Here is a 17,838-nt window from a genome sequence, read left to right as displayed (position 1 = left end):
CCCGTATTTCCCGATCTGTCTCCACTGTTTGTGCCGTGCTGCGCTTGCAGTGGCTTGTGGTTAAAATCACCAGATCAATCGGGATTGAACCATCACCTATATGGCTATTAAATGTTAGATCTGAACCAATTACGCAAAGACTTGGAGCCGCTGGTACAGGGCTTGGCGAAACGTGGCGTGCAATTTGACACCGAGCGTTTCCAGCAGTTGGAAGCCCGCCGCAAGGCAGTGCAGGTGGAAACTGAAACCTTGCAGGCCGAGCGCAATGCACTGGCCAAACGCATCGGTCAGCTCAAGTCCAAGGGCGAAGACGCCAGCGAGGCATTGGCTCAATCCCAGCAAATTCCCGTGCGCCTGAAGCAGTTGGAGCAGGATTTGTCGCAAGTGCAGTCCGAGCTGTCTTCCTGGTTCGCCACCATCCCTAACTTGCCGCACGAAAGCGTGCCAGTGGGCGAGTCCGAAGAGGATAACGTCGAAGTGCGCCGCTGGATTCCCGGTCCTAAAGATGATCAGGGCAAGCCTGCGCACATCACCTTTGAGCCGCGTGACCACGTGGATCTGGGCGAACAGTTTGGCCTGGATTTTGAAGCAGCCCGCAAGTTGGCTGGCGCCCGTTTCATGGTTCTGCGTGGCCCTCTGGCTCGTCTTCACCGTGCTCTGGCCCAGTTCATGCTGGACACCCAGGTGGAAGAGCACGGCTACACCGAGTGCTACACCCCTTACATCGTGAACGCGTCTACCTTGTACGGTACGGGCCAGTTGCCCAAGTTCAAGGACGATATGTTCTGGGTGACCAAGGGCGGTCAGGAAAACGAATCTGCTGATCCCGCCGAATCCAAGCCAGAAGATCTGTACCTGATCTCCACCTCCGAGATCAGTCTGACAGGGATGGTGCGCGACGAGATTCTGGCCGGTGATGCCCTGCCTATGCGCTTGACAGCTCATTCGCCTTGTTTCCGTTCGGAAGCGGGCAGCGGTGGCCGCGATACGCGTGGTGTGATCCGTCAACACCAGTTCGACAAAGTGGAAATGGTTCAGATCGTTCACCCTGAACAATCCTATGAAGCGCTGGAGTCCATGGTCGGCCACGCCGAGCACGTTTTGCAGGCTCTGGAGCTGCCATACCGCGTGGTGCAGTTGTGTACCGGCGATATGGGCTTTTCCGCCGCTAAAACCTACGATTTGGAAGTGTGGTTGCCTGCTCAGGATACCTTCCGCGAGATTTCCTCGGTATCGAACTGCGAGGCTTTCCAGGCCCGTCGTCTGCAAGCGCGTTTCCGTGCTGACAGCAAAGCACGCCCCGAGTTTGTGCACACGCTGAATGGTTCGGGTCTGGCCGTAGGTCGTGCCCTGGTTGCCGTGCTGGAAAACCATCAGCAAGAAGATGGCAGCGTGATTGTGCCTAAAGCCCTGCGTCCTTATATGGGCGGTCTGGAGCGTCTGGTGCCTGCGCAGTAAAGCGACTGGCTGAATGCAAAAAATGGCTGATGACCGTCATGGTCCTCAGCCATTTTTCATTGTCGAATTACTACAGATTGATCAGTCATCCCAGTCGCGATCCCGGTGCTTACGCCAGCGCTTGTGAGCGCGTCGCTGCTCTTTGCGCCATTCCTTGTTGGAGCGACCATATTCCACGTAGCCGGGACGATAGACATACCGTGGAGGGTGGTACACCACCGGTGGCGGGGCCACGTAAACCGGGCGTTCAATAATTTGTGCCGGAGGATAGTAGATAGGCCCGTACCCAATGCCAGGAATGCCCACATTAATGTCGACATTCACACCACCAGCGTAAGCAGTGCTGGTGCCCAAGACCATCAAACCGGCTAATAGTAGCTTTTTCATATGCTGCACCTCTCGTGACTCTAGCTGCAGCGATTGTTGCCCAAAACATGTAGCCCAAACGTTAGGTAATCCTGGCAAAGCACTTCCAAACGCAACATGGCTCGTATGAGCTATGCCAGGGGTTTACCTTTCTTAACACATGTTTCCCCCGGCCTGATGGGACAGGGGAGGCGCATGGATGGATTTAGAAGGTATGACGTTCAACCTGACGATGGCGGATAGGACGACGGTTGTAGTTGGCGTGTAGCTGTCGACCGTGCACGGAATCCAGTTGCTTGTTCAGGTGTGGCGTGTGGCGTGCGTTGCGCTGTGGAGGCTCTGCACGTGGCTTGGAGTTGACTTCCAAAAACCAGAGACAGAGTCCGGCCCAGAAGAACAGCGACAGGATACTGACCAGTCCACCTCGCAGTGAAGCGTAACCCGTCGCATCAGAGGCCTGGATGCGTAATACATCAGACAGGACCGGGATAGAGCCCAGGGTCTCAACTACCAGGCTGCCTGGTACACGAAAAGCCCAGCGTAGCGTCTGGAGAATCTCGTTCAGGCTGTATATGCCGTCGCCGTTGGCGTCGATAATCCATTGGAAGGTTTGCATGACAATTCCTTTTATCAAGTCCAGTAAGCTGCACTGGAATTACAAGGACTGCCCAAAAAGGGCAGGGCTGCGATGCGTTAATGTGTGCTTCCAATATAGGCTTGCGAAACAGGGCGAACAAGCGAAATAGGCCAAAATGGAGGGTAAACCCCTGATTGAAAAGAATTCTTTGGGCTGAAGGGGTGAGTTCATCACAAAATAGCCGCATCAACAGGAAGTGCTATGCGTCTTTAGTGCTTGTCAAAGTGTGTTCTTTCATCTATATTTATGGGCTTGCTTGTAACCATATAAGCAATCGCGGACAGGTGGCAGAGTGGTCGAATGTACCTGACTCGAAATCAGGCGTACGTGCAAGCGTACCGTGGGTTCGAATCCCACCCTGTCCGCCACCTGGAATTTTAAAAGCCCTTGATTATTCAAGGGCTTTTTTGTTTTCTGCTAGGGTTCCTTGCCCCATCTACATCCCTGTGTCCGGGTGTGCTGTTTTGTCATATAAGCGCGTTAAGGTGAAAGCGCCTGCGGCTTCTGATTATGGATGCTTGGCCTGTTATGCCTGTCTGATCCAGGCTTTTTTCAGTGTGACCCAGGACCACGGTAGGTAATGCTGCTGAATTCCACTCAAGACAGTTTCGCCTTACTTGGCAAACCTTCATGATCCCGGACAAAAGTAGCTCCTTGCATTTCCCGGCAGTGCGGGGCGGCGAGTACACTTGGGGTTTCAGTTCTCTGTTGTCAATACTCACGAGGTATCTATGCTGAAAGGTAAAAAAGCGGTCGTAACAGGATCGACCAGTGGTATCGGTCTGGCCATGGCCACCGAATTGGCAAAAGCAGGTGCAGATGTGGTGATCAACGGTTTTGGTCAGCCTGAAGATATCGAACGCGAGCGCAGCACGCTGGAGTCCAAGTTTGGTGTCAAAGCCTATTATCTGAATGCAGACTTGAGCGATGCACAGGCGACCCGTGACTTTGTTGCCAAGGCGGCAGAAGCTTTGGGTGGTCTGGATATTCTGGTCAATAACGCAGGTATTCAGTACACCGCACCCATTGAAGAGTTCCCGGTTGATAAATGGAACGCCATCATTGCCCTGAACCTGTCGGCTGTTTTCCACGGCACAGCCGCTGCCTTGCCCATCATGCAAAAGCAGGGTTGGGGGCGCATCATCAATATCGCTTCGGCTCATGGCCTGGTGGCATCGGTGAATAAATCGGCTTATGTAGCTGCCAAGCACGGCGTTGTGGGTCTGACCAAGGTGACGGCGCTGGAAAATGCGGGCAAGGGTATTACTTGCAATGCAATCTGCCCAGGCTGGGTACGTACGCCTTTGGTAGAAAAACAGATTGAAGCCATCAGTCAGCAAAAAGGCATTGATATTGAAGCTGCCGCTCGCGAGTTGCTGGCCGAGAAACAGCCGTCTCTGCAGTTTGTGACTCCTGAGCAATTGGGTGGTGCTGCTGTGTTCTTGTCGTCTCCCGCTGCCGATCAAATGACGGGTACGACGCTAAGTCTGGATGGTGGCTGGACGGCTCGTTAATTGCTGTCAGAGCATGTTTTGTAGATGAAACAGATAAAGGGCTTGGCCCTTTATCTGTTTGGATAGAAAGGATGTAGGCGCATGTTGTTATTGCTCTCGCCAGCGAAAAAGCTGGATTACGATTCCCCTGTACGCACGGAACTGGAAACTCAGCCTCTGTTTGTGGAGCAGGCGCAAGGCTTGATTGATATTTTGCGCACTCAGTCCGAGCAGGATATTGCAGGCTTGATGAAGCTGAGCGACGATCTGGCGCGCCTGAATGTGCAGCGCTACCAGGAATGGGAGCCCAAATTTGACCGCTCCAATGCGCGGCAGGCCATTCTGGCGTTCAATGGCGATGTCTATGAAGGCATGGCAGCCACTGATTTGTCGGATAAGGAGCTGAAGTGGATTCAGGATCACATTGTGATTCTTAGCGGCTTGTACGGGGCATTGCGTCCGTTGGATCTCATGCGTCCTTACCGTCTGGAAATGGGGACTCGCTTGAAGAACCCCGGTGGGGCGAATTTGTACGCTTACTGGGGTAGCCGCATTGCCAACTATCTGAACGAGCGTCAGGAAGGCGAGGCCAAGCCTGTTGTGTTGAATCTGGCTTCGGAAGAATACTTCAAGGCGGTAGATCAGAAAGCCCTGCGCGCCCGTGTGGTGCAGTGCGTGTTCCAGGACGAGAAAAATGGCGTCTGGAAAATTATCAGTTTCTATGCCAAAAAAGCCCGTGGTTTGATGGCGCGCTTTGTAATCGACAAGCGGATTCAGACGGTTGAAGGCTTGAAGGCGTTTGATCGCGAAGGGTATGTATTCCAGCCAGAGCTGTCTAGCGAGGACAAGCTGGTGTTCCGTCGCTCTGAGCAGGACGCCAAGGCGTGATAGACGTTTTGGTTTGATGTCATGGGCCGCAGATACTGCTGTTTTTAGCTGGTCTGCGGTCTTGTGGTTTTGATGAAAAAAGGCAAGGGCATGTATTGCGCCTTGCCTTTTTTATTTCTCGGTTAGAGGGCCTGGCGCCCTATGCTTTAGTGCTGAGTGCTGAGTGCTGAGTGCTGAGTGCTGAGTGCTGAGTGCTGAATGCTGAATGCTGTGGATCTAATGGCGAGTTTATTTTGTTTCAGGATAGGCTTATCAAGCCTCTTGCTGCTTCAGTTCCTGCTTGCGCTCAGGCGGCAGTTGCGGGCCAGCGCTATATTCCAGGCCTCTCATATCCTGCCGTATCAGTTGGGCAGCCTTGCTCATTTGACGAATCGGGTAGGCCAGCATGGCCAACTCACCTTCGGTTTCAATCGAGGCAGGTGGCTCGGCGTCTTTGTCGTTGATCAGGGCTCCAATGGCATCCAGTGAGTTCTGGATGCCTGGCGGAATTTGACTCAGGTTCGCCAGCAAGGGAGCGGCGGCACTGATTTGCGAAGCCAGTACATGGTTCTGAATCAGCAGATTATTCAGCAAAGACACATTGGCCTGACGGCTGACTGGCTCATCCATCATGCGATAAAAGGCCGAGGCAAAGTTGCTGAAGGCAATATGCACGTTCTTGTTCGCCACTTGCCAGGCGGTATCCGCTTCCATCAAGTCCAGATCCACTTGCTCCTTCTGGGCATCTGTCATGGTGGATTCGCCGTCTTTGCTGGTCTTGATGATCTGGTTGTGGAGTCGGCTCAGGCGGGCAAACTCCATACCAGCGCGCCAGAATTCCTGGTTGGCTGCCAAAGCGGCACGAGCCAGGCCCGTCATGGCACTGGACTCCCAATTGGGCAGCAAGTAACTGGCGGCCATCGCGATACCGCAGCCAATCAGCGTATCAATCAGACGCTCGCCAATAATGAAGGAACCACCAGTAGACAGGAACTGGAAGGACAGGATCACGAAGATCGTGTTGAACAGGGCGGACAGCAAGAAATTAAGCTGAACCAGACTGTTACCCAGCAAGTAGGCCAGCAGCATGGCAATCAGATACAGTTCGCGGTTATCGGTCAGCTTCAGCAGCAGGAAGGCCGCCGCGCAGCCCAGCACAGTGCCAAACAAACGCCAGCCATTGCGCTGACGTGTGATTGCAAAGCCCGGCTTCATGATTACCAGAATGGTCAGGATGATCCAGTAACTGTGAGCAGTCAGGGCGCTGACCAAGCCCAATTCATTTTGAAAGTGGGCACTCAGCCCGCCTACACCCAGTGCCACCATGGAAGCAATACTGACGCGTGCGGCATAGCGAAAGTGCGAGGACTTGCGCTTCAGGTTGCTTGTCAACATACCCAGGCGCAACTCTTCGCGCGACAGCATGCGGCTTAGCGATTTATTCAGGTATTGGTCTACCGGCAGATTCTGACTGGCGCGGTGGGACAGGCTGGCCATATTGTCCACAATACGGTTCAGGTTTCGCAGGCGGCGCACTACTTGAACCAGCAGCGCATAGGTTTCCGGGTCGGTTTGCGACATGCCCTGGCGTTTGTACTTCTCCAGTTCATATTCCATGGCGCGGATTTCTGCTTTGACGCTGGAGCGGCGTTTTGTACTGTTGCTGCGCGAGACATTCATGGCAACGCGACCAATGTCCAGGGACAGCTTGTACAAGCCATCACGGGCAAAGATCATGAAGTCGCTCTCGACCAGTTGGCGACGCAGCACGGTGTAGTCCGTATAGGTAGCGACCAGGGAATCCAGAATGCTGACCATATTTAAAAAGATCGTCAGCAAAGCGCGGCGGTGATGATCCCCACGCCCGTATCCACGGGGCAGTTCACGTAGCACCATATCCCGGGCAGCCTGGTGTTTCTCGGTCATATTGGACTGCAGATTGATCAGGCGTCGGTAGCAGGTATCCAGGTCCGAGGTGGAGTCGTAGAACTGGGCACGGGCTTCCATGTATTCAGCGGTTGCGAACAACGCCACTGCCAGAGTCTGTCGTTCTTCCCGATACCAGAACAGACGTCTGAACAGGGTGCTGAACAGGTAATAGGACAGCCCGCCGCCAAAGGAATACAGCGTGTGCGCCAGGACCTCGTGCGGCTGCATGGGAAAGCGCATCGTCAAGGTCATCAGCAGCAGGGCGGCAAAGCCGATCAGCCCGCCACGACGGCCAAAGACGGAGAACATGCTGTACAGAAAGCACAGAAACGGGACGCACAGAACCAGCAGCAGGGGAGAGCTGGAGGCCAGCCCCGTCAGGCCGACGGTGACAGTGCCCAGGGCAATACCGCCCAGCATTTCATTGTTGCGGTAGCGGCGCGGGCCGCCGGGCTGGTCAATGATGGCAACGCAGGTGGCGCCCATGGACGCAATGACGCCAATGTCATAGTGACCAAAGAAGCGGCCCAAAATAATGACCGGCAAAAGCACACCGATGGACTGGCGCAGTCCACCGAAAAAATAGTGGCTATACAGGAATTGTTTTAATTGTGGGATGGGCGATGCCATAAAATACCCGGACAGCTCGTCATAGGTAGACAGTATATCGTTTTACGTATGCAAGCTTTAAGCCTGTTTTTTTGCACTTTACCAACAATCACAGTTGCTCGCTTTGAGCAGTCAAGGTAAAGTAACTAGGTGTTTTTGCTCCTTATCCGAGCAAATTGTAGCGAGGCACTGTTAACCGGGCCATCCGCCCGGTTTTTTGCGCCTATAAACTTTGTTGCTGGCCGCGTCACAAGCGTGGGATGCCAGGACTTCCGTTTCAAGCTAACGCATACGTTTTTGTATGCACGCACTGAGTGTCGAAGAGTGCAGGCCGGACGGTAATGTGTCTGGGTGGTGTGGTCCTGTGGGCCATGAAGCGCCAGATCATGTTGCTGACATCGGTTCAAGCTCGGACCGTCGTGGTCGGTCGATATTGCAGAGCAAGACTGAAAGGAAAACTCATGTCTGAATTAAATGGCGCAGATATTGTTGTGCGCACGCTCGCGGACGAAGGCGTGGAACACGTTTTCGGTTATCCGGGTGGTGCCGTTCTCTATATCTACGACGCAATCTTCAAGCAGGACCGCTTCCAGCACATTCTCGTGCGCCATGAACAGGCTGCTGTTCATGCGGCGGATGCCTACTCCCGTTCATCCCAAAAAGTTGGCGTGGCACTGGTAACCAGTGGCCCGGGCGTCACCAATGCCGTCACCGGTATTGCGACCGCTTACCTGGACTCCATTCCGATGGTCATCATCAGTGGGCAGGTCAGCACCCAGGCAATTGGTGAAGATGCTTTCCAGGAATGTGATGCCATCGGTATCACCCGTCCTTGCGTCAAGCACAACTTTCTGGTGCGCGATGTTCGTGATTTGGCCGATACCATTCGCAAGGCATTTTTCATTGCCACCACAGGCCGTCCCGGTCCTGTGCTGATTGATATCCCCAAAGATATTACGACCGCAACGTGCAAATACACGCCCAAGCGTGGCGAGGTCAAGATGCGCTCTTACGCGCCTGTGACCAAAGGCCACCAGGGGCAAATCAAGAAAGCCGTTCAGATTCTCAATAGCGCCGAGCGCCCGCTGATTTATGTCGGTGGTGGTGTGGTGCTGGGTAATGCTGAAAACGAGCTCAGCGAACTGGTCAAGTTAAGTGGTGCGCCTTGCACAACAACCTTGATGGGCTTGGGTGCGTATCCCGGCACGGCAGACCAATATATTGGTATGCCTGGCATGCACGGGACCTACGAAGCCAATATGACCATGCAAAACTGTGATGTCCTGATCGCAGTGGGTGCCCGTTTCGATGACCGTGTGATTGGTAATACCCGTCACTTCAGCCAGAATCCACGCAAGATCATTCATATTGATATTGATCCTTCCGTTATTTCCAAGCGCGTGAAAGTTGATGTGCCTATCGTGGGCTGCGTCAAGGACGTGCTGGTCGAGTTCAATGAGCTGTATGCGCAAAGCCGTCAGGAATCGCAGAACCAGCCTTCGTTGAACGACTGGTGGAAGCAGATCAACGTCTGGCGTGGCAAGAACTCCTTGGTCTATACCAAGTCGGACGAGCTGATCAAGCCGCAATACGTGGTGGAATCCCTGTGGGAAGTGACCGGCGGCAACGCCTTCGTGACTTCCGATGTGGGCCAGCACCAGATGTGGGCGGCACAGTACTACAAATTCAATAAGCCTCGTCGCTGGATCAATTCCGGTGGCCTGGGCACGATGGGCGTGGGCTTGCCTTACGCAATGGGTGTGCAAATGGCCAACCCTGGCCAGGACGTTGCCGTCATCACCGGTGAAGGCTCCATCCAGATGAACATCCAGGAACTGTCTACGTGCAAACAGTACCGCTTGAGCCCCAAGGTTCTTTGCCTGAACAATCGTTATTTGGGCATGGTGCGCCAGTGGCAGCAAATCGACTACGGCTCGCGTTATTCCGAGTCCTATGTGGATGCGCTGCCTGACTTTGTCAAACTGGTGGAAAGCTATGGTCACGTGGGTCTGGAGATCGACAAGCCAGCCGATGTGGTCCCCGCTATTCGCGAAGCCTTCACCACGCACAAAGACCGCCTGGTATTTCTGAACTTCATCACGGACCAAACCGAAAACGTGTTCCCGATGGTGAAAGCAGGCCGCGGCCTGACAGAAATGCTCTTGGGCCCGGACGATCTGTAAGGAGAGAACCATGAAACACGTCATTTCTATCCTTCTGGAAAACGAGCCCGGTGCACTGTCCCGTGTGGTCGGCCTGTTTTCAGCCCGTGGCTATAACATCGAGACCTTGACGGTTGCCCCAACCGAGGACGACACCCTGTCTCGCATGACTATCGTTACCCGAGGGGCGGACGACGTCATCGAGCAGATCACCAAGCACTTGAACCGTCTGGTTGACGTGGTCAAGGTGGTGGATCTGTCCGAAGGCCCCCACATCGAGCGTGAACTCATGCTGATCAAAGTGCGGGCGGTAGGCAAGGAACGTGAAGAGATGAAGCGCATGGCGGATATTTTCCGTGGCCGCATCATTGATGTTACGGACAAGACATACACCATCGAACTGACCGGTGTTCAAGACAAAATTGCTGCTTTCATCAATGCGCTGGATCGTACGGCCATTCTTGAAACAGTGCGCACCGGGGTCTCTGGTGTCAGCCGTGGCGAACGTGTCTTAAAGCTGTAAGCCAAGGCTTTTTCAGGACATAATTACCGCTTTTATTCAAGGGGCTGCTTTTTAAAGCGGCTCCTTATAAAGGGTAAACACGGCCTGACGCTGTGTAGACCGCGGTGGCCCTGTTCTGGAAGTAATGAGTCAAGGTCCTTTTTGTGCCGCTGCTGCATGAGCGGCCATTCTCGAATTGCTGTTTAAGCGAAATTATTAAATTTGGAGCACCTGAAATGAAAGTTTTCTACGACAAGGATTGTGATCTTTCCCTGATCAAAGGCAAGACCGTTGCCATCATCGGTTACGGCTCGCAAGGCCACGCCCACGCACTGAACCTGCACGAGTCCGGCGTGAACGTGGTTGTGGGTCTGCGTAAAGGCGGCGCTTCCTGGAGCAAAGCCGAGAACGCTGGCCTGAAAGTTCAGGAAGTGGCTGAAGCCGTCAAGAGCGCTGACGTTGTCATGATCTTGTTGCCTGACGAAAACATTGCTGAGGTTTACCGCAACCAGGTTGCCGAGAACATCAAACCCGGCGCTGCTCTGGCATTTGCTCACGGCTTTAACGTGCACTACGGCCAAGTTGTGCCACGTGACGATATCGACGTCATCATGATTGCTCCTAAGGCTCCTGGTCACACTGTTCGTGGCACCTACAGCCAAGGCGGCGGCGTTCCTCACCTGATCGCTGTTTACCAGGACAAGACCGGCGCTGCTCGCGACGTGGCTCTGTCTTACGCATCCGCTAACGGCGGTGGCCGTGCCGGTATCATCGAAACCAACTTCCGCGAAGAAACCGAAACCGACTTGTTCGGCGAACAGGCTGTTCTGTGCGGTGGCGCGGTTGAGCTGATCAAAGCTGGTTTCGACACGCTGGTTGATGCTGGTTACGCTCCTGAAATGGCTTACTTCGAGTGCTTGCACGAGCTGAAGCTGATCGTGGACCTGATCTACGAAGGCGGTATCGCCAACATGAACTACTCGATCTCCAACAACGCCGAATACGGCGAGTACGAGACCGGTCCGAAGATCGTTACCGAAGAAACACGCAAAGCCATGCGTCAGTGTCTGGAAGACATCCAGACCGGTGTTTACGCCAAGAACTTCATCCTGGAAAATGCCGCTGGTGCTCCTACTCTGATCTCGCGTCGTCGTATCAACGCCGAATCGCAGATCGAGCAAGTGGGTGGCAAACTGCGTTCCATGATGCCTTGGATTGCCGCTAACAAGCTGGTTGATAAGTCCAAGAACTAAGTTTGATATTGGGGCAGGTGAATAGCCTGTCCTGGTCTTGAACAAAAAACCGGCTGGCGTCTTCTGGCGCCAGCCGGTTTTTTATTTTTGTTTGGCAACGCTGTCAGGCCACTCCAGGTAAGTCAATACTATCTGGACAGGATCGGGCGTATGCGGCGCAGCGAGCGCTGTTGCCTTGGGATTCGCGGATTCCTTCAGGGGCGCGGGAGCTTATACTCTTGCTTGATGCCAGTCAGCCTGAACAGGCTTGTGTCTGCCTCTGCAAATCCTGCCCCTTTTAAGGCGGCTGACTGTTATTCGCTTGAATTATTTGCGTTCTGCAGCTTGGCTTACAATGCTACATTTGAGCGTTCAGTCTCTAGCAACAACTCTTAAAGCATGAATTATGCCCAATTTGCTCAATGATGAAACCCGTCGTCGGCGTAGCATCTATCTATTGCCCAACGCCTTTACCACTGCCAATTTGTTCGCGGGGTTCTATGCCGTTGTGCAAGCCATGAATGGTCGCTTTGAAGCCGCGGCCATCGCCATTTTCCTGGCACTGGTGTTTGACGGTATGGACGGACGGGTTGCCCGTTTGACCAATACCCAGTCCGCCTTTGGCGAGCAGTACGACTCCATGGCCGACATGATCTCCTTTGGTGCGGCACCCGCGCTGGTCATGTATGTCTGGGCCATGCAAGGTTTGGGGCGGTGGGGGTGGCTGGCCGCTTTTATCTATGTAGCCGGCGGCGCACTGCGTCTGGCTCGTTTCAATACCAATATTGAAGTGGTCGACAAACGCTTTTTCCAGGGTCTGCCCAGTCCGGCCGCTGCTGCACTGGTGGCGGGCTTTGTTTGGCTGGCAGTAGACAACAAGTTGTCCCTGCATGTGAACGTGATTCCTTGGGTCGCGTTTGGTTTGACGATCTATGCCGGTCTGGCCATGGTGTCCAATGCACCGTTCTATAGCGGCAAGTCCTTTGCGGTCAGCCGTAGCGTGCCGTTCTGGGGCATGTTGCTCTTTGTTCTGGTCTTTGTGTTTGTCTCCACAGACCCGCCAGTCTTCCTGTTTGGCTTGTTCTGCCTGTATGGCTTGTCGGGCTGGGTCGTAATGGCCTGGCGCTGGCGTCGGGCTCGAGCTTTGGCGCGACTTCGGCGTGGAAACAACTAAAATACAGGGGTTTCGGGGGCTGGCAGATCGAAATGCTTAACGCCTTCCCCGGTTTTTCGTTATAATCGTTAGCTTGCACTTGGCCCGGTGGGCCCGGTGCACTTAATCTCATTTTCACCACGTTAGGGCACCTCGGTCCTAACGCAAGTCTTAGAGGCTAAATAAAATGGCAGTTGCAGATATCAAAAAAGTCGATATCGTTTCCGAGTTTCAGCGTAAACAAGGCGATACAGGCTCCCCAGAAGTGCAAGTGGCTTTGCTGACCGCTCGCATCAACGAATTGACCGGCCACTTCAAGGCTCACAACAAAGATCACCACTCCCGTCGCGGTCTGCTGCGTATGGTTAGCCGTCGTCGTAAATTGCTGGATTACCTGAAAGGTCGTAATCCAGACGCTTACCGTGCTTTGATCGAAAAACTCGGTCTGCGTAAGTGATACCGGGGCTGGCTCCCCGCTAAACAACCGTGCATTCGGCGAACTGGTTTCGCTGTGTGCACGGTTTTTTTATTGTAAGGATTCTCCTAATGTTCAATAAAGTCACCAAGTCTTTCCAGTACGGCGAACATACCGTCGTTCTGGAAACCGGCGAAATCGCACGTCAGGCGTCAGGTGCCGTGCTGGTTTCGATTGAAGACACTGTTGTGTTGGCCACTGTTGTTGGCAAAAGCGAAGCGAAAGCAGGTCAGGACTTCTTTCCTCTGACCGTTGATTACGTCGAAAAAACCTATTCCGCTGGCAAGATCCCTGGTGGTTTCTTCAAGCGTGAAGGCCGCCAGTCCGAGCGCGAGATCCTGATCTCCCGCCTGATCGACCGCCCACTGCGTCCTCTGTTCCCTGAAGGCTTCTACAACGAAGTTCAGGTCATCATTCACACGGTATCGGTCAATCCAGAAATTGATCCTGATATCGCTGCCATGATCGGCGCCTCCGCTGCTCTGGCTATCTCCGGTATTCCGTTCAACGGTCCTGTGGGCGCGGCTCGCGTTGGTTACGTTGATGGTCAGTACGTACTGAACCCGTCCGCAACTCAACTGAAGTCCTCGGCTCTGGATCTGGTTGTGGCCGGTACCGAACAAGCTGTGCTGATGGTTGAGTCCGAAGCCAAGCAATTGTCCGAAGAAATCATGCTGGGTGGTGTGGTGTTTGCTCACGAGCAAATGCAAGCCGCCATCAACTGCATTCACGAACTGGTTGAAGAAGCTGGCAAGCCTGAATGGGATTGGCAGCCTGCTGCTGTTAACGAAAGCCTGCTGGCTTCGGTGACCGCTGCTGCTGAAGAAGGTCTGACACAGGCCTACCAGACACGCGAAAAACAAGCTCGTACCGAGCAAGTGCGCGCTGTTTACGCTCAAGTTAAAGAAACGGTCAAGGCTCAAGCTGAAGCCGCCGGTCAGGCTCAGCCTGATATGGTTGCCGTTGAAAACATGATGTTCGACCTGGAAAGCAAGATTGTGCGTTCGCGCATCTTGGGCGGCGAGTCCCGTATTGACGGTCGCGACACCCGCACGGTTCGTCCTATCAGCATCCGTTTGGGCGTTCTGCCCCGTGCTCACGGTAGCGCCTTGTTCACGCGTGGCGAAACTCAGGCTTTGGTGGTGACCACCCTGGGTACCAAGCAAGACGAGCAGATCATTGATTCGATCATGGGTGAATACCGCGATCGCTTCATGATGCACTACAACATGCCTCCGTTCGCCACCGGCGAAGCTGGCCGTTTCGGTGCTCCCAAGCGTCGTGAAATCGGTCACGGTCGTCTGGCCAAGCGCGCTCTGACGCCTTTGTTGCCTGCTGCTGAAGACTTCCAGTACTCCATCCGTGTGGTGTCCGAGATCACTGAATCCAACGGTTCCTCCTCCATGGCATCCGTGTGCGGTGGCTCGCTGTCCATGATGGACGCTGGCGTTCCTGTGCAAGATCACGTGGCCGGTGTGGCCATGGGTCTGATCAAGGAAGGCAACAAGTTTGCTGTGCTGACAGACATCCTGGGTGACGAAGATCACCTGGGTGATATGGACTTCAAGGTTGCCGGTACCGAGAAAGGTATTACTGCTTTGCAGATGGATATCAAGATCCAGGGCATCACCAAGGAAATCATGCAGGTTGCATTGGCTCAGGCTCACGAAGGCCGTATGCACATCCTGGGCAAGATGAAAGAGTCCATCGACGGTTCCCGTACGGAGATGTCCGAATTCGCGCCTCGCATGCTGACCGTGAAGATCAACCCCGAGAAGATTCGTGACGTGATTGGTAAGGGTGGTGCAACTATCCGCGCTCTGACCGAAGAAACTGGTACACAGATCGATATTTCGGATGACGGTACCATCACTATCGCCAGCGCCGATCTGGACAAGGCCCGCGAAGCCGAGCGTCGTATCAAAGAACTGACCGCCGAAGTTGAAGTGGGTCAGGAATACGAAGGCCCAGTGATGCGTTTGCTGGACTTTGGTGCGATTGTGCAAGTGCTGCCAGGCCGTGACGGCTTGCTGCACATCTCCGAGATCGCTAACTACCGTATCGCCAACATCAATGACGTGCTGAAAGTAGGTCAGGTTGTTAAGGTCAAGGTCATTGAAGCTGACGAGAAAGGTCGTCTGCGTCTGTCGATCAAGGCTATCGGCGGTATCGAAGCTCAAGGCGGCCCAGCTGCTCCTGCTGCTTCCTGATAGCGTTTGCTGTCTGGCTAAAGAAAAACCCGCCGAAAGGCGGGTTTTTTTGTGTCTGGGGGTTGTCTGTTTTTGGGATTGATTGCCTGAATTATGAACTCTCAAGGGTGGGGGGTATTTAGCTCCTGGTGCCCAGATTTGCTTGGGGTGCTGCTTTGTTGATGTTCCGCCTTGTTTCCAATGTGTCGTATTTCAAGGTGATGCGGGAGAGCCTGGTGCTGCAAGTGGGGGGTAAAAGGCTTGCCGCTCGGTGATGCTTGTTGGGCTGGGAGGGAGTGATGGGCCGGAGCTTAGGTTTAATGGCAGATCTGCAGCCGGAAAGATGTATGCAAAAAAGCCCACTGATAGTGGGCTTTTCTGAAATGGTCGATGTCTGTCCGGGATGAATAAAAACATTGGTTTTTATTGTGGGACAAAACTATTCGTCAGCAATGACAAATGTTTGGTGCATCCAGCCGGAATCGAACCGGCACGATCAAAGATCGAGGGATTTTAAGTCCCTTGCGTCTACCAATTCCGCCATGGATGCAGCGGGAGATGATGGCGGAAGCGGTGAGATTCGAACTCACGGATGGGTTACCCCATCGCCGGTTTTCAAGACCGGTCCATTCAACCGCTCTGGCACGCTTCCTGTCTGTTGGGCTTTTCCCGGCAAGCTGCATAGGCAAAAAGCGTTGCGGCCAGGAAAGCCTTAAAGTGTAACGTATAAATTTGCCAGCGTCATGGAAATAATATGTTTTCATCACTGGAATAGGGCGCTGAAACGAGTCTCTATGATAGATTGCAGCAAATAAGGTGGCTGCTTGTGTGGTGCACACTAAGCTATGCCAGAAAAATGTATTCGATATCAGGGAGCAAGTATGCGAGCGGTTGAAATCACTGAATTTGGAAAACCGGATGTATTGCGAGTGGGCGAGCGCCCCATGCCGCAAACAGGTCCTGGGGAGGTGTTGGTCAAAGTTCTGGCCGCTGGTGTGAACCGTCCTGATGTATTGCAGCGGGCGGGTGCGTATCCGCCTCCTGCAGGAGCATCCGATATCCCCGGTCTGGAGCTGGCAGGCGAGATCGTGTCGGGTGATGTGCAGGGCAGTGCTTTCAAGATTGGCGATCAGGTCTGTGCCCTGGTAACGGGTGGGGGCTATGCCGAGTATTGTGTGGTCCCGGTTCAGCAGTGTCTGCCTATCCCTAAAGGTTTTAGTCTGCTGGAAGCGGCGGGCTTGCCGGAGACGTTCTTTACGGTCTGGAGTAATGTGTTTGACCGCGGGCAGTTAAGCAAGGGGGAAACTTTGCTGGTCCACGGCGGTGCAAGTGGAATCGGAACGACAGCGATCCAGTTGGCAGTGGCTTTGGGGCATACCGTCTATGCCACGGCCGGTAGTGATGAACGCGTTGAGGCGATTAATCGTCTGGGCGGGATAGGCATCAACTACAAGACCAAGGTCTATGAGGACGTCATTAAAAGCAAAACGGGCGGCCGTGGCGTGGATGTCATTTTGGATATGGTCTCTGGTGACTACATCAATCGAGATCTGACGTGCCTGGCTGATGATGGCCGTATCGTGATTATTGCCTTGTTGGGCGGAGTTAAAGCCACGATCAATTGCGGCGAGATCTTGCGTCGTCGTTTGACTATTACAGGTTCAACGCTGCGCTCTCGTCCTGTGGAGTTCAAGGCGCAATTGGCGCGGGCATTGCAAGAGCGTGTCTGGCCATTACTGGAGGCAGGTCAGGTTCGCCCCTTGATCCATGCGACTTTCCCGCTGGAGAAAGCGAATGAAGCGCATGCCATGATGGAGGCGGGTGAGCAGGTCGGCAAGATCATTCTTGTTCCTTAAAAGCAGCAAGGGGTGGCATAGCCACCCTTTTTCTTGCCGGTTTGAAACGAATTTTCTGCTAAACATGCGCGAAAAGGATTTGCTCGCGCTACAATAGCCGGTTAGCTGCGCCTTGATTGTGGGCGTTGGTGTAACTTTTTGACTGGCATCAAGGGAGCAATGAGCGTACATTCTTCGCGTAAACGACTGGTTGCGGGTAATTGGAAATTAAATGGCTCGCTTGATGGCAACAGCCGTCTGCTGCAAGAACTGCTCGTTCAGCCTGATGCGCAGGCAGATTGTGATGTGCTTGTGTGCGTTCCTTATGTGTATTTGCCCCAGGTGGCGAACATCCTGAAGGACTCAGCTATTGCTGTCGGTGCTCAGGATGTCAGCGTTCACGCCAAAGGTGCTTACACAGGGGAAATATCGGCGGCAATGCTGGCTGATATAGGCTGTCGCTGGGTCATTGTTGGGCATTCCGAGCGCAGGCAGTATCACCAGGAAAGCAGTGCTCAGGTTGCTGCCAAAGTTGTTGCGGCGCTGGATGCGGGCTTGACGCCTATTGTCTGTATTGGCGAGCAGTTGGCTGATCGCGAGGCAGGGCAGGAAACCTGTGTGGTACAAGATCAGCTAGAGCCGATCAAAGCCTTGGGTGCTGATGTGGTGTCCAAACTGGTGTTGGCTTACGAGCCGGTCTGGGCAATTGGTACGGGTCTGACGGCAACGCCAGAGCAAGCGCAGCAAATGCATCAACAGATTCGTGCCTATATGGAGTCGGATCAGTTGCGTATTTTGTACGGTGGCAGCGTGAAGGCGGATAATGCCGCTGAGCTTTTTGCCATGCCGGATATTGATGGTGCCTTGGTGGGTGGTGCATCTTTGGATGCGCAAGAATTTTTACGTATTGTGGCCGCTTAAAGGGTCTGGA

At 53.9% G+C, this 17,838-nt stretch carries 14 protein-coding genes and 3 tRNA genes; 12 read left to right on the top strand and 5 right to left on the bottom strand.

Features of this window, described 5'->3' with window-relative positions:
- The first annotated feature begins 111 nt into the window (after positions 1-111).
- The gene (gene serS, locus JYG33_RS08005) at positions 112-1,458 is read left to right on the top strand and encodes a serine--tRNA ligase (protein WP_207875435.1); all 1,347 of its coding nucleotides are present in this window, start codon (positions 112-114) and stop codon (positions 1,456-1,458) included.
- An 81-nt stretch (positions 1,459-1,539) separates the two neighbouring features.
- Here serS and JYG33_RS08000 read toward each other — a convergent pair whose 3' ends face one another.
- Positions 1,540-1,845, bottom strand: coding sequence for a hypothetical protein (locus tag JYG33_RS08000; protein ID WP_207875434.1), 306 nt, complete (start codon positions 1,843-1,845; stop codon positions 1,540-1,542).
- 184 nt (positions 1,846-2,029) lie between these two features.
- On the bottom strand, positions 2,030-2,440 hold the full coding sequence (locus JYG33_RS07995) for a hypothetical protein (protein WP_207875433.1): 411 nt from the start codon (positions 2,438-2,440) through the stop codon (positions 2,030-2,032).
- Between the two features lie 299 nt (positions 2,441-2,739).
- On the opposite strand from JYG33_RS07995, the gene JYG33_RS07990 reads away from it, so the two are divergent.
- The 3 genes from JYG33_RS07990 to yaaA all read left to right on the top strand — a co-directional run bounded on the left by JYG33_RS07990 (position 2,740) and on the right by yaaA (position 4,842).
- Positions 2,740-2,829: transfer RNA gene (locus JYG33_RS07990), tRNA-Ser, on the top strand.
- Positions 2,830-3,192: 363 nt separating this feature from the next.
- Positions 3,193-3,975: a 3-hydroxybutyrate dehydrogenase gene (locus JYG33_RS07985; RefSeq protein ID WP_207875432.1), complete on the top strand. Its 783-nt coding sequence runs from the start codon at positions 3,193-3,195 to the stop codon at positions 3,973-3,975.
- An 81-nt stretch (positions 3,976-4,056) separates the two neighbouring features.
- Positions 4,057-4,842: a peroxide stress protein YaaA gene (yaaA, locus tag JYG33_RS07980; RefSeq protein WP_207875431.1), complete on the top strand. Its 786-nt coding sequence runs from the start codon at positions 4,057-4,059 to the stop codon at positions 4,840-4,842.
- A 252-nt stretch (positions 4,843-5,094) separates the two neighbouring features.
- Here the strand turns inward: yaaA and JYG33_RS07975 are convergent, their stop codons facing one another.
- Entirely contained in the window at positions 5,095-7,380 is a 2,286-nt protein-coding gene (locus tag JYG33_RS07975) for an FUSC family membrane protein (protein ID WP_207875430.1), read from the bottom strand.
- Positions 7,381-7,820: 440 nt separating this feature from the next.
- Here JYG33_RS07975 and ilvB point away from each other — a divergent pair, with 440 nt between their 5' ends.
- The 6 genes from ilvB to pnp all read left to right on the top strand — a co-directional run bounded on the left by ilvB (position 7,821) and on the right by pnp (position 15,093).
- Positions 7,821-9,542 carry a biosynthetic-type acetolactate synthase large subunit gene (ilvB, locus tag JYG33_RS07970; protein WP_207875429.1) on the top strand — a complete coding sequence of 574 codons (1,722 nt, stop codon included), beginning with the start codon at positions 7,821-7,823 and terminating at the stop codon, positions 9,540-9,542.
- 10 nt (positions 9,543-9,552) lie between these two features.
- Positions 9,553-10,044 carry an acetolactate synthase small subunit gene (ilvN, locus tag JYG33_RS07965; protein ID WP_003801075.1) on the top strand — a complete coding sequence of 164 codons (492 nt, stop codon included), beginning with the start codon at positions 9,553-9,555 and terminating at the stop codon, positions 10,042-10,044.
- A 215-nt stretch (positions 10,045-10,259) separates the two neighbouring features.
- Positions 10,260-11,276, top strand: a complete 1,017-nt coding sequence (gene ilvC, locus JYG33_RS07960) for a ketol-acid reductoisomerase (protein WP_207875428.1) — start codon at positions 10,260-10,262, stop codon at positions 11,274-11,276.
- A gap of 385 nt (positions 11,277-11,661) precedes the next feature.
- Entirely contained in the window at positions 11,662-12,429 is a 768-nt protein-coding gene (pssA, locus tag JYG33_RS07955) for a CDP-diacylglycerol--serine O-phosphatidyltransferase (protein WP_207875427.1), read from the top strand.
- 166 nt (positions 12,430-12,595) lie between these two features.
- Positions 12,596-12,865, top strand: coding sequence for a 30S ribosomal protein S15 (gene rpsO, locus JYG33_RS07950; RefSeq protein ID WP_003801068.1), 270 nt, complete (start codon positions 12,596-12,598; stop codon positions 12,863-12,865).
- Positions 12,866-12,954: 89 nt separating this feature from the next.
- Positions 12,955-15,093 (top strand): polyribonucleotide nucleotidyltransferase, encoded by a 2,139-nt coding sequence (pnp, locus tag JYG33_RS07945; protein WP_207875426.1) that lies wholly within the window; start codon positions 12,955-12,957, stop codon positions 15,091-15,093.
- A 443-nt stretch (positions 15,094-15,536) separates the two neighbouring features.
- Here pnp and JYG33_RS07940 read toward each other — a convergent pair.
- Both JYG33_RS07940 and JYG33_RS07935 read right to left on the bottom strand, forming a co-directional pair.
- Positions 15,537-15,622 (bottom strand) — tRNA-Leu (locus tag JYG33_RS07940).
- Positions 15,623-15,634: 12 nt separating this feature from the next.
- Positions 15,635-15,724 (bottom strand) — tRNA-Ser (locus JYG33_RS07935).
- Between the two features lie 229 nt (positions 15,725-15,953).
- On the opposite strand from JYG33_RS07935, the gene JYG33_RS07930 reads away from it, so the two are divergent.
- Entirely contained in the window at positions 15,954-16,928 is a 975-nt protein-coding gene (locus JYG33_RS07930) for an NAD(P)H-quinone oxidoreductase (RefSeq protein ID WP_207875425.1), read from the top strand.
- Between the two features lie 159 nt (positions 16,929-17,087).
- Entirely contained in the window at positions 17,088-17,828 is a 741-nt protein-coding gene (tpiA, locus tag JYG33_RS07925) for a triose-phosphate isomerase (protein WP_207875424.1), read from the top strand.
- Positions 17,829-17,838: the final 10 nt, after the last annotated feature.

The sequence above is a fragment of the Alcaligenes sp. SORT26 genome (genome assembly GCF_017377875.1).
Classification (GTDB): Bacteria; Pseudomonadota; Gammaproteobacteria; order Burkholderiales; family Burkholderiaceae_B; genus Alcaligenes; species Alcaligenes parafaecalis.
This window is presented reverse-complemented; position numbering and strand designations above follow the sequence as displayed.

Coding starts and splice junctions, on each gene's coding strand:
- pssA (WP_207875427.1), top strand. CDS start 11,662: ATGCCCAATTTGCTCAATGATGAAACCCGTCGTCGGCGTAGCATCTAT.
- tpiA (WP_207875424.1), top strand. CDS start 17,088: ATGAGCGTACATTCTTCGCGTAAACGACTGGTTGCGGGTAATTGGAAA.
- JYG33_RS08000 (WP_207875434.1), bottom strand. CDS start 1,845: ATGAAAAAGCTACTATTAGCCGGTTTGATGGTCTTGGGCACCAGCACT.
- serS (WP_207875435.1), top strand. CDS start 112: ATGTTAGATCTGAACCAATTACGCAAAGACTTGGAGCCGCTGGTACAG.
- JYG33_RS07930 (WP_207875425.1), top strand. CDS start 15,954: ATGCGAGCGGTTGAAATCACTGAATTTGGAAAACCGGATGTATTGCGA.
- ilvN (WP_003801075.1), top strand. CDS start 9,553: ATGAAACACGTCATTTCTATCCTTCTGGAAAACGAGCCCGGTGCACTG.
- ilvC (WP_207875428.1), top strand. CDS start 10,260: ATGAAAGTTTTCTACGACAAGGATTGTGATCTTTCCCTGATCAAAGGC.
- JYG33_RS07985 (WP_207875432.1), top strand. CDS start 3,193: ATGCTGAAAGGTAAAAAAGCGGTCGTAACAGGATCGACCAGTGGTATC.
- rpsO (WP_003801068.1), top strand. CDS start 12,596: ATGGCAGTTGCAGATATCAAAAAAGTCGATATCGTTTCCGAGTTTCAG.
- JYG33_RS07995 (WP_207875433.1), bottom strand. CDS start 2,440: ATGCAAACCTTCCAATGGATTATCGACGCCAACGGCGACGGCATATAC.
- JYG33_RS07975 (WP_207875430.1), bottom strand. CDS start 7,380: ATGGCATCGCCCATCCCACAATTAAAACAATTCCTGTATAGCCACTAT.
- ilvB (WP_207875429.1), top strand. CDS start 7,821: ATGTCTGAATTAAATGGCGCAGATATTGTTGTGCGCACGCTCGCGGAC.
- yaaA (WP_207875431.1), top strand. CDS start 4,057: ATGTTGTTATTGCTCTCGCCAGCGAAAAAGCTGGATTACGATTCCCCT.
- pnp (WP_207875426.1), top strand. CDS start 12,955: ATGTTCAATAAAGTCACCAAGTCTTTCCAGTACGGCGAACATACCGTC.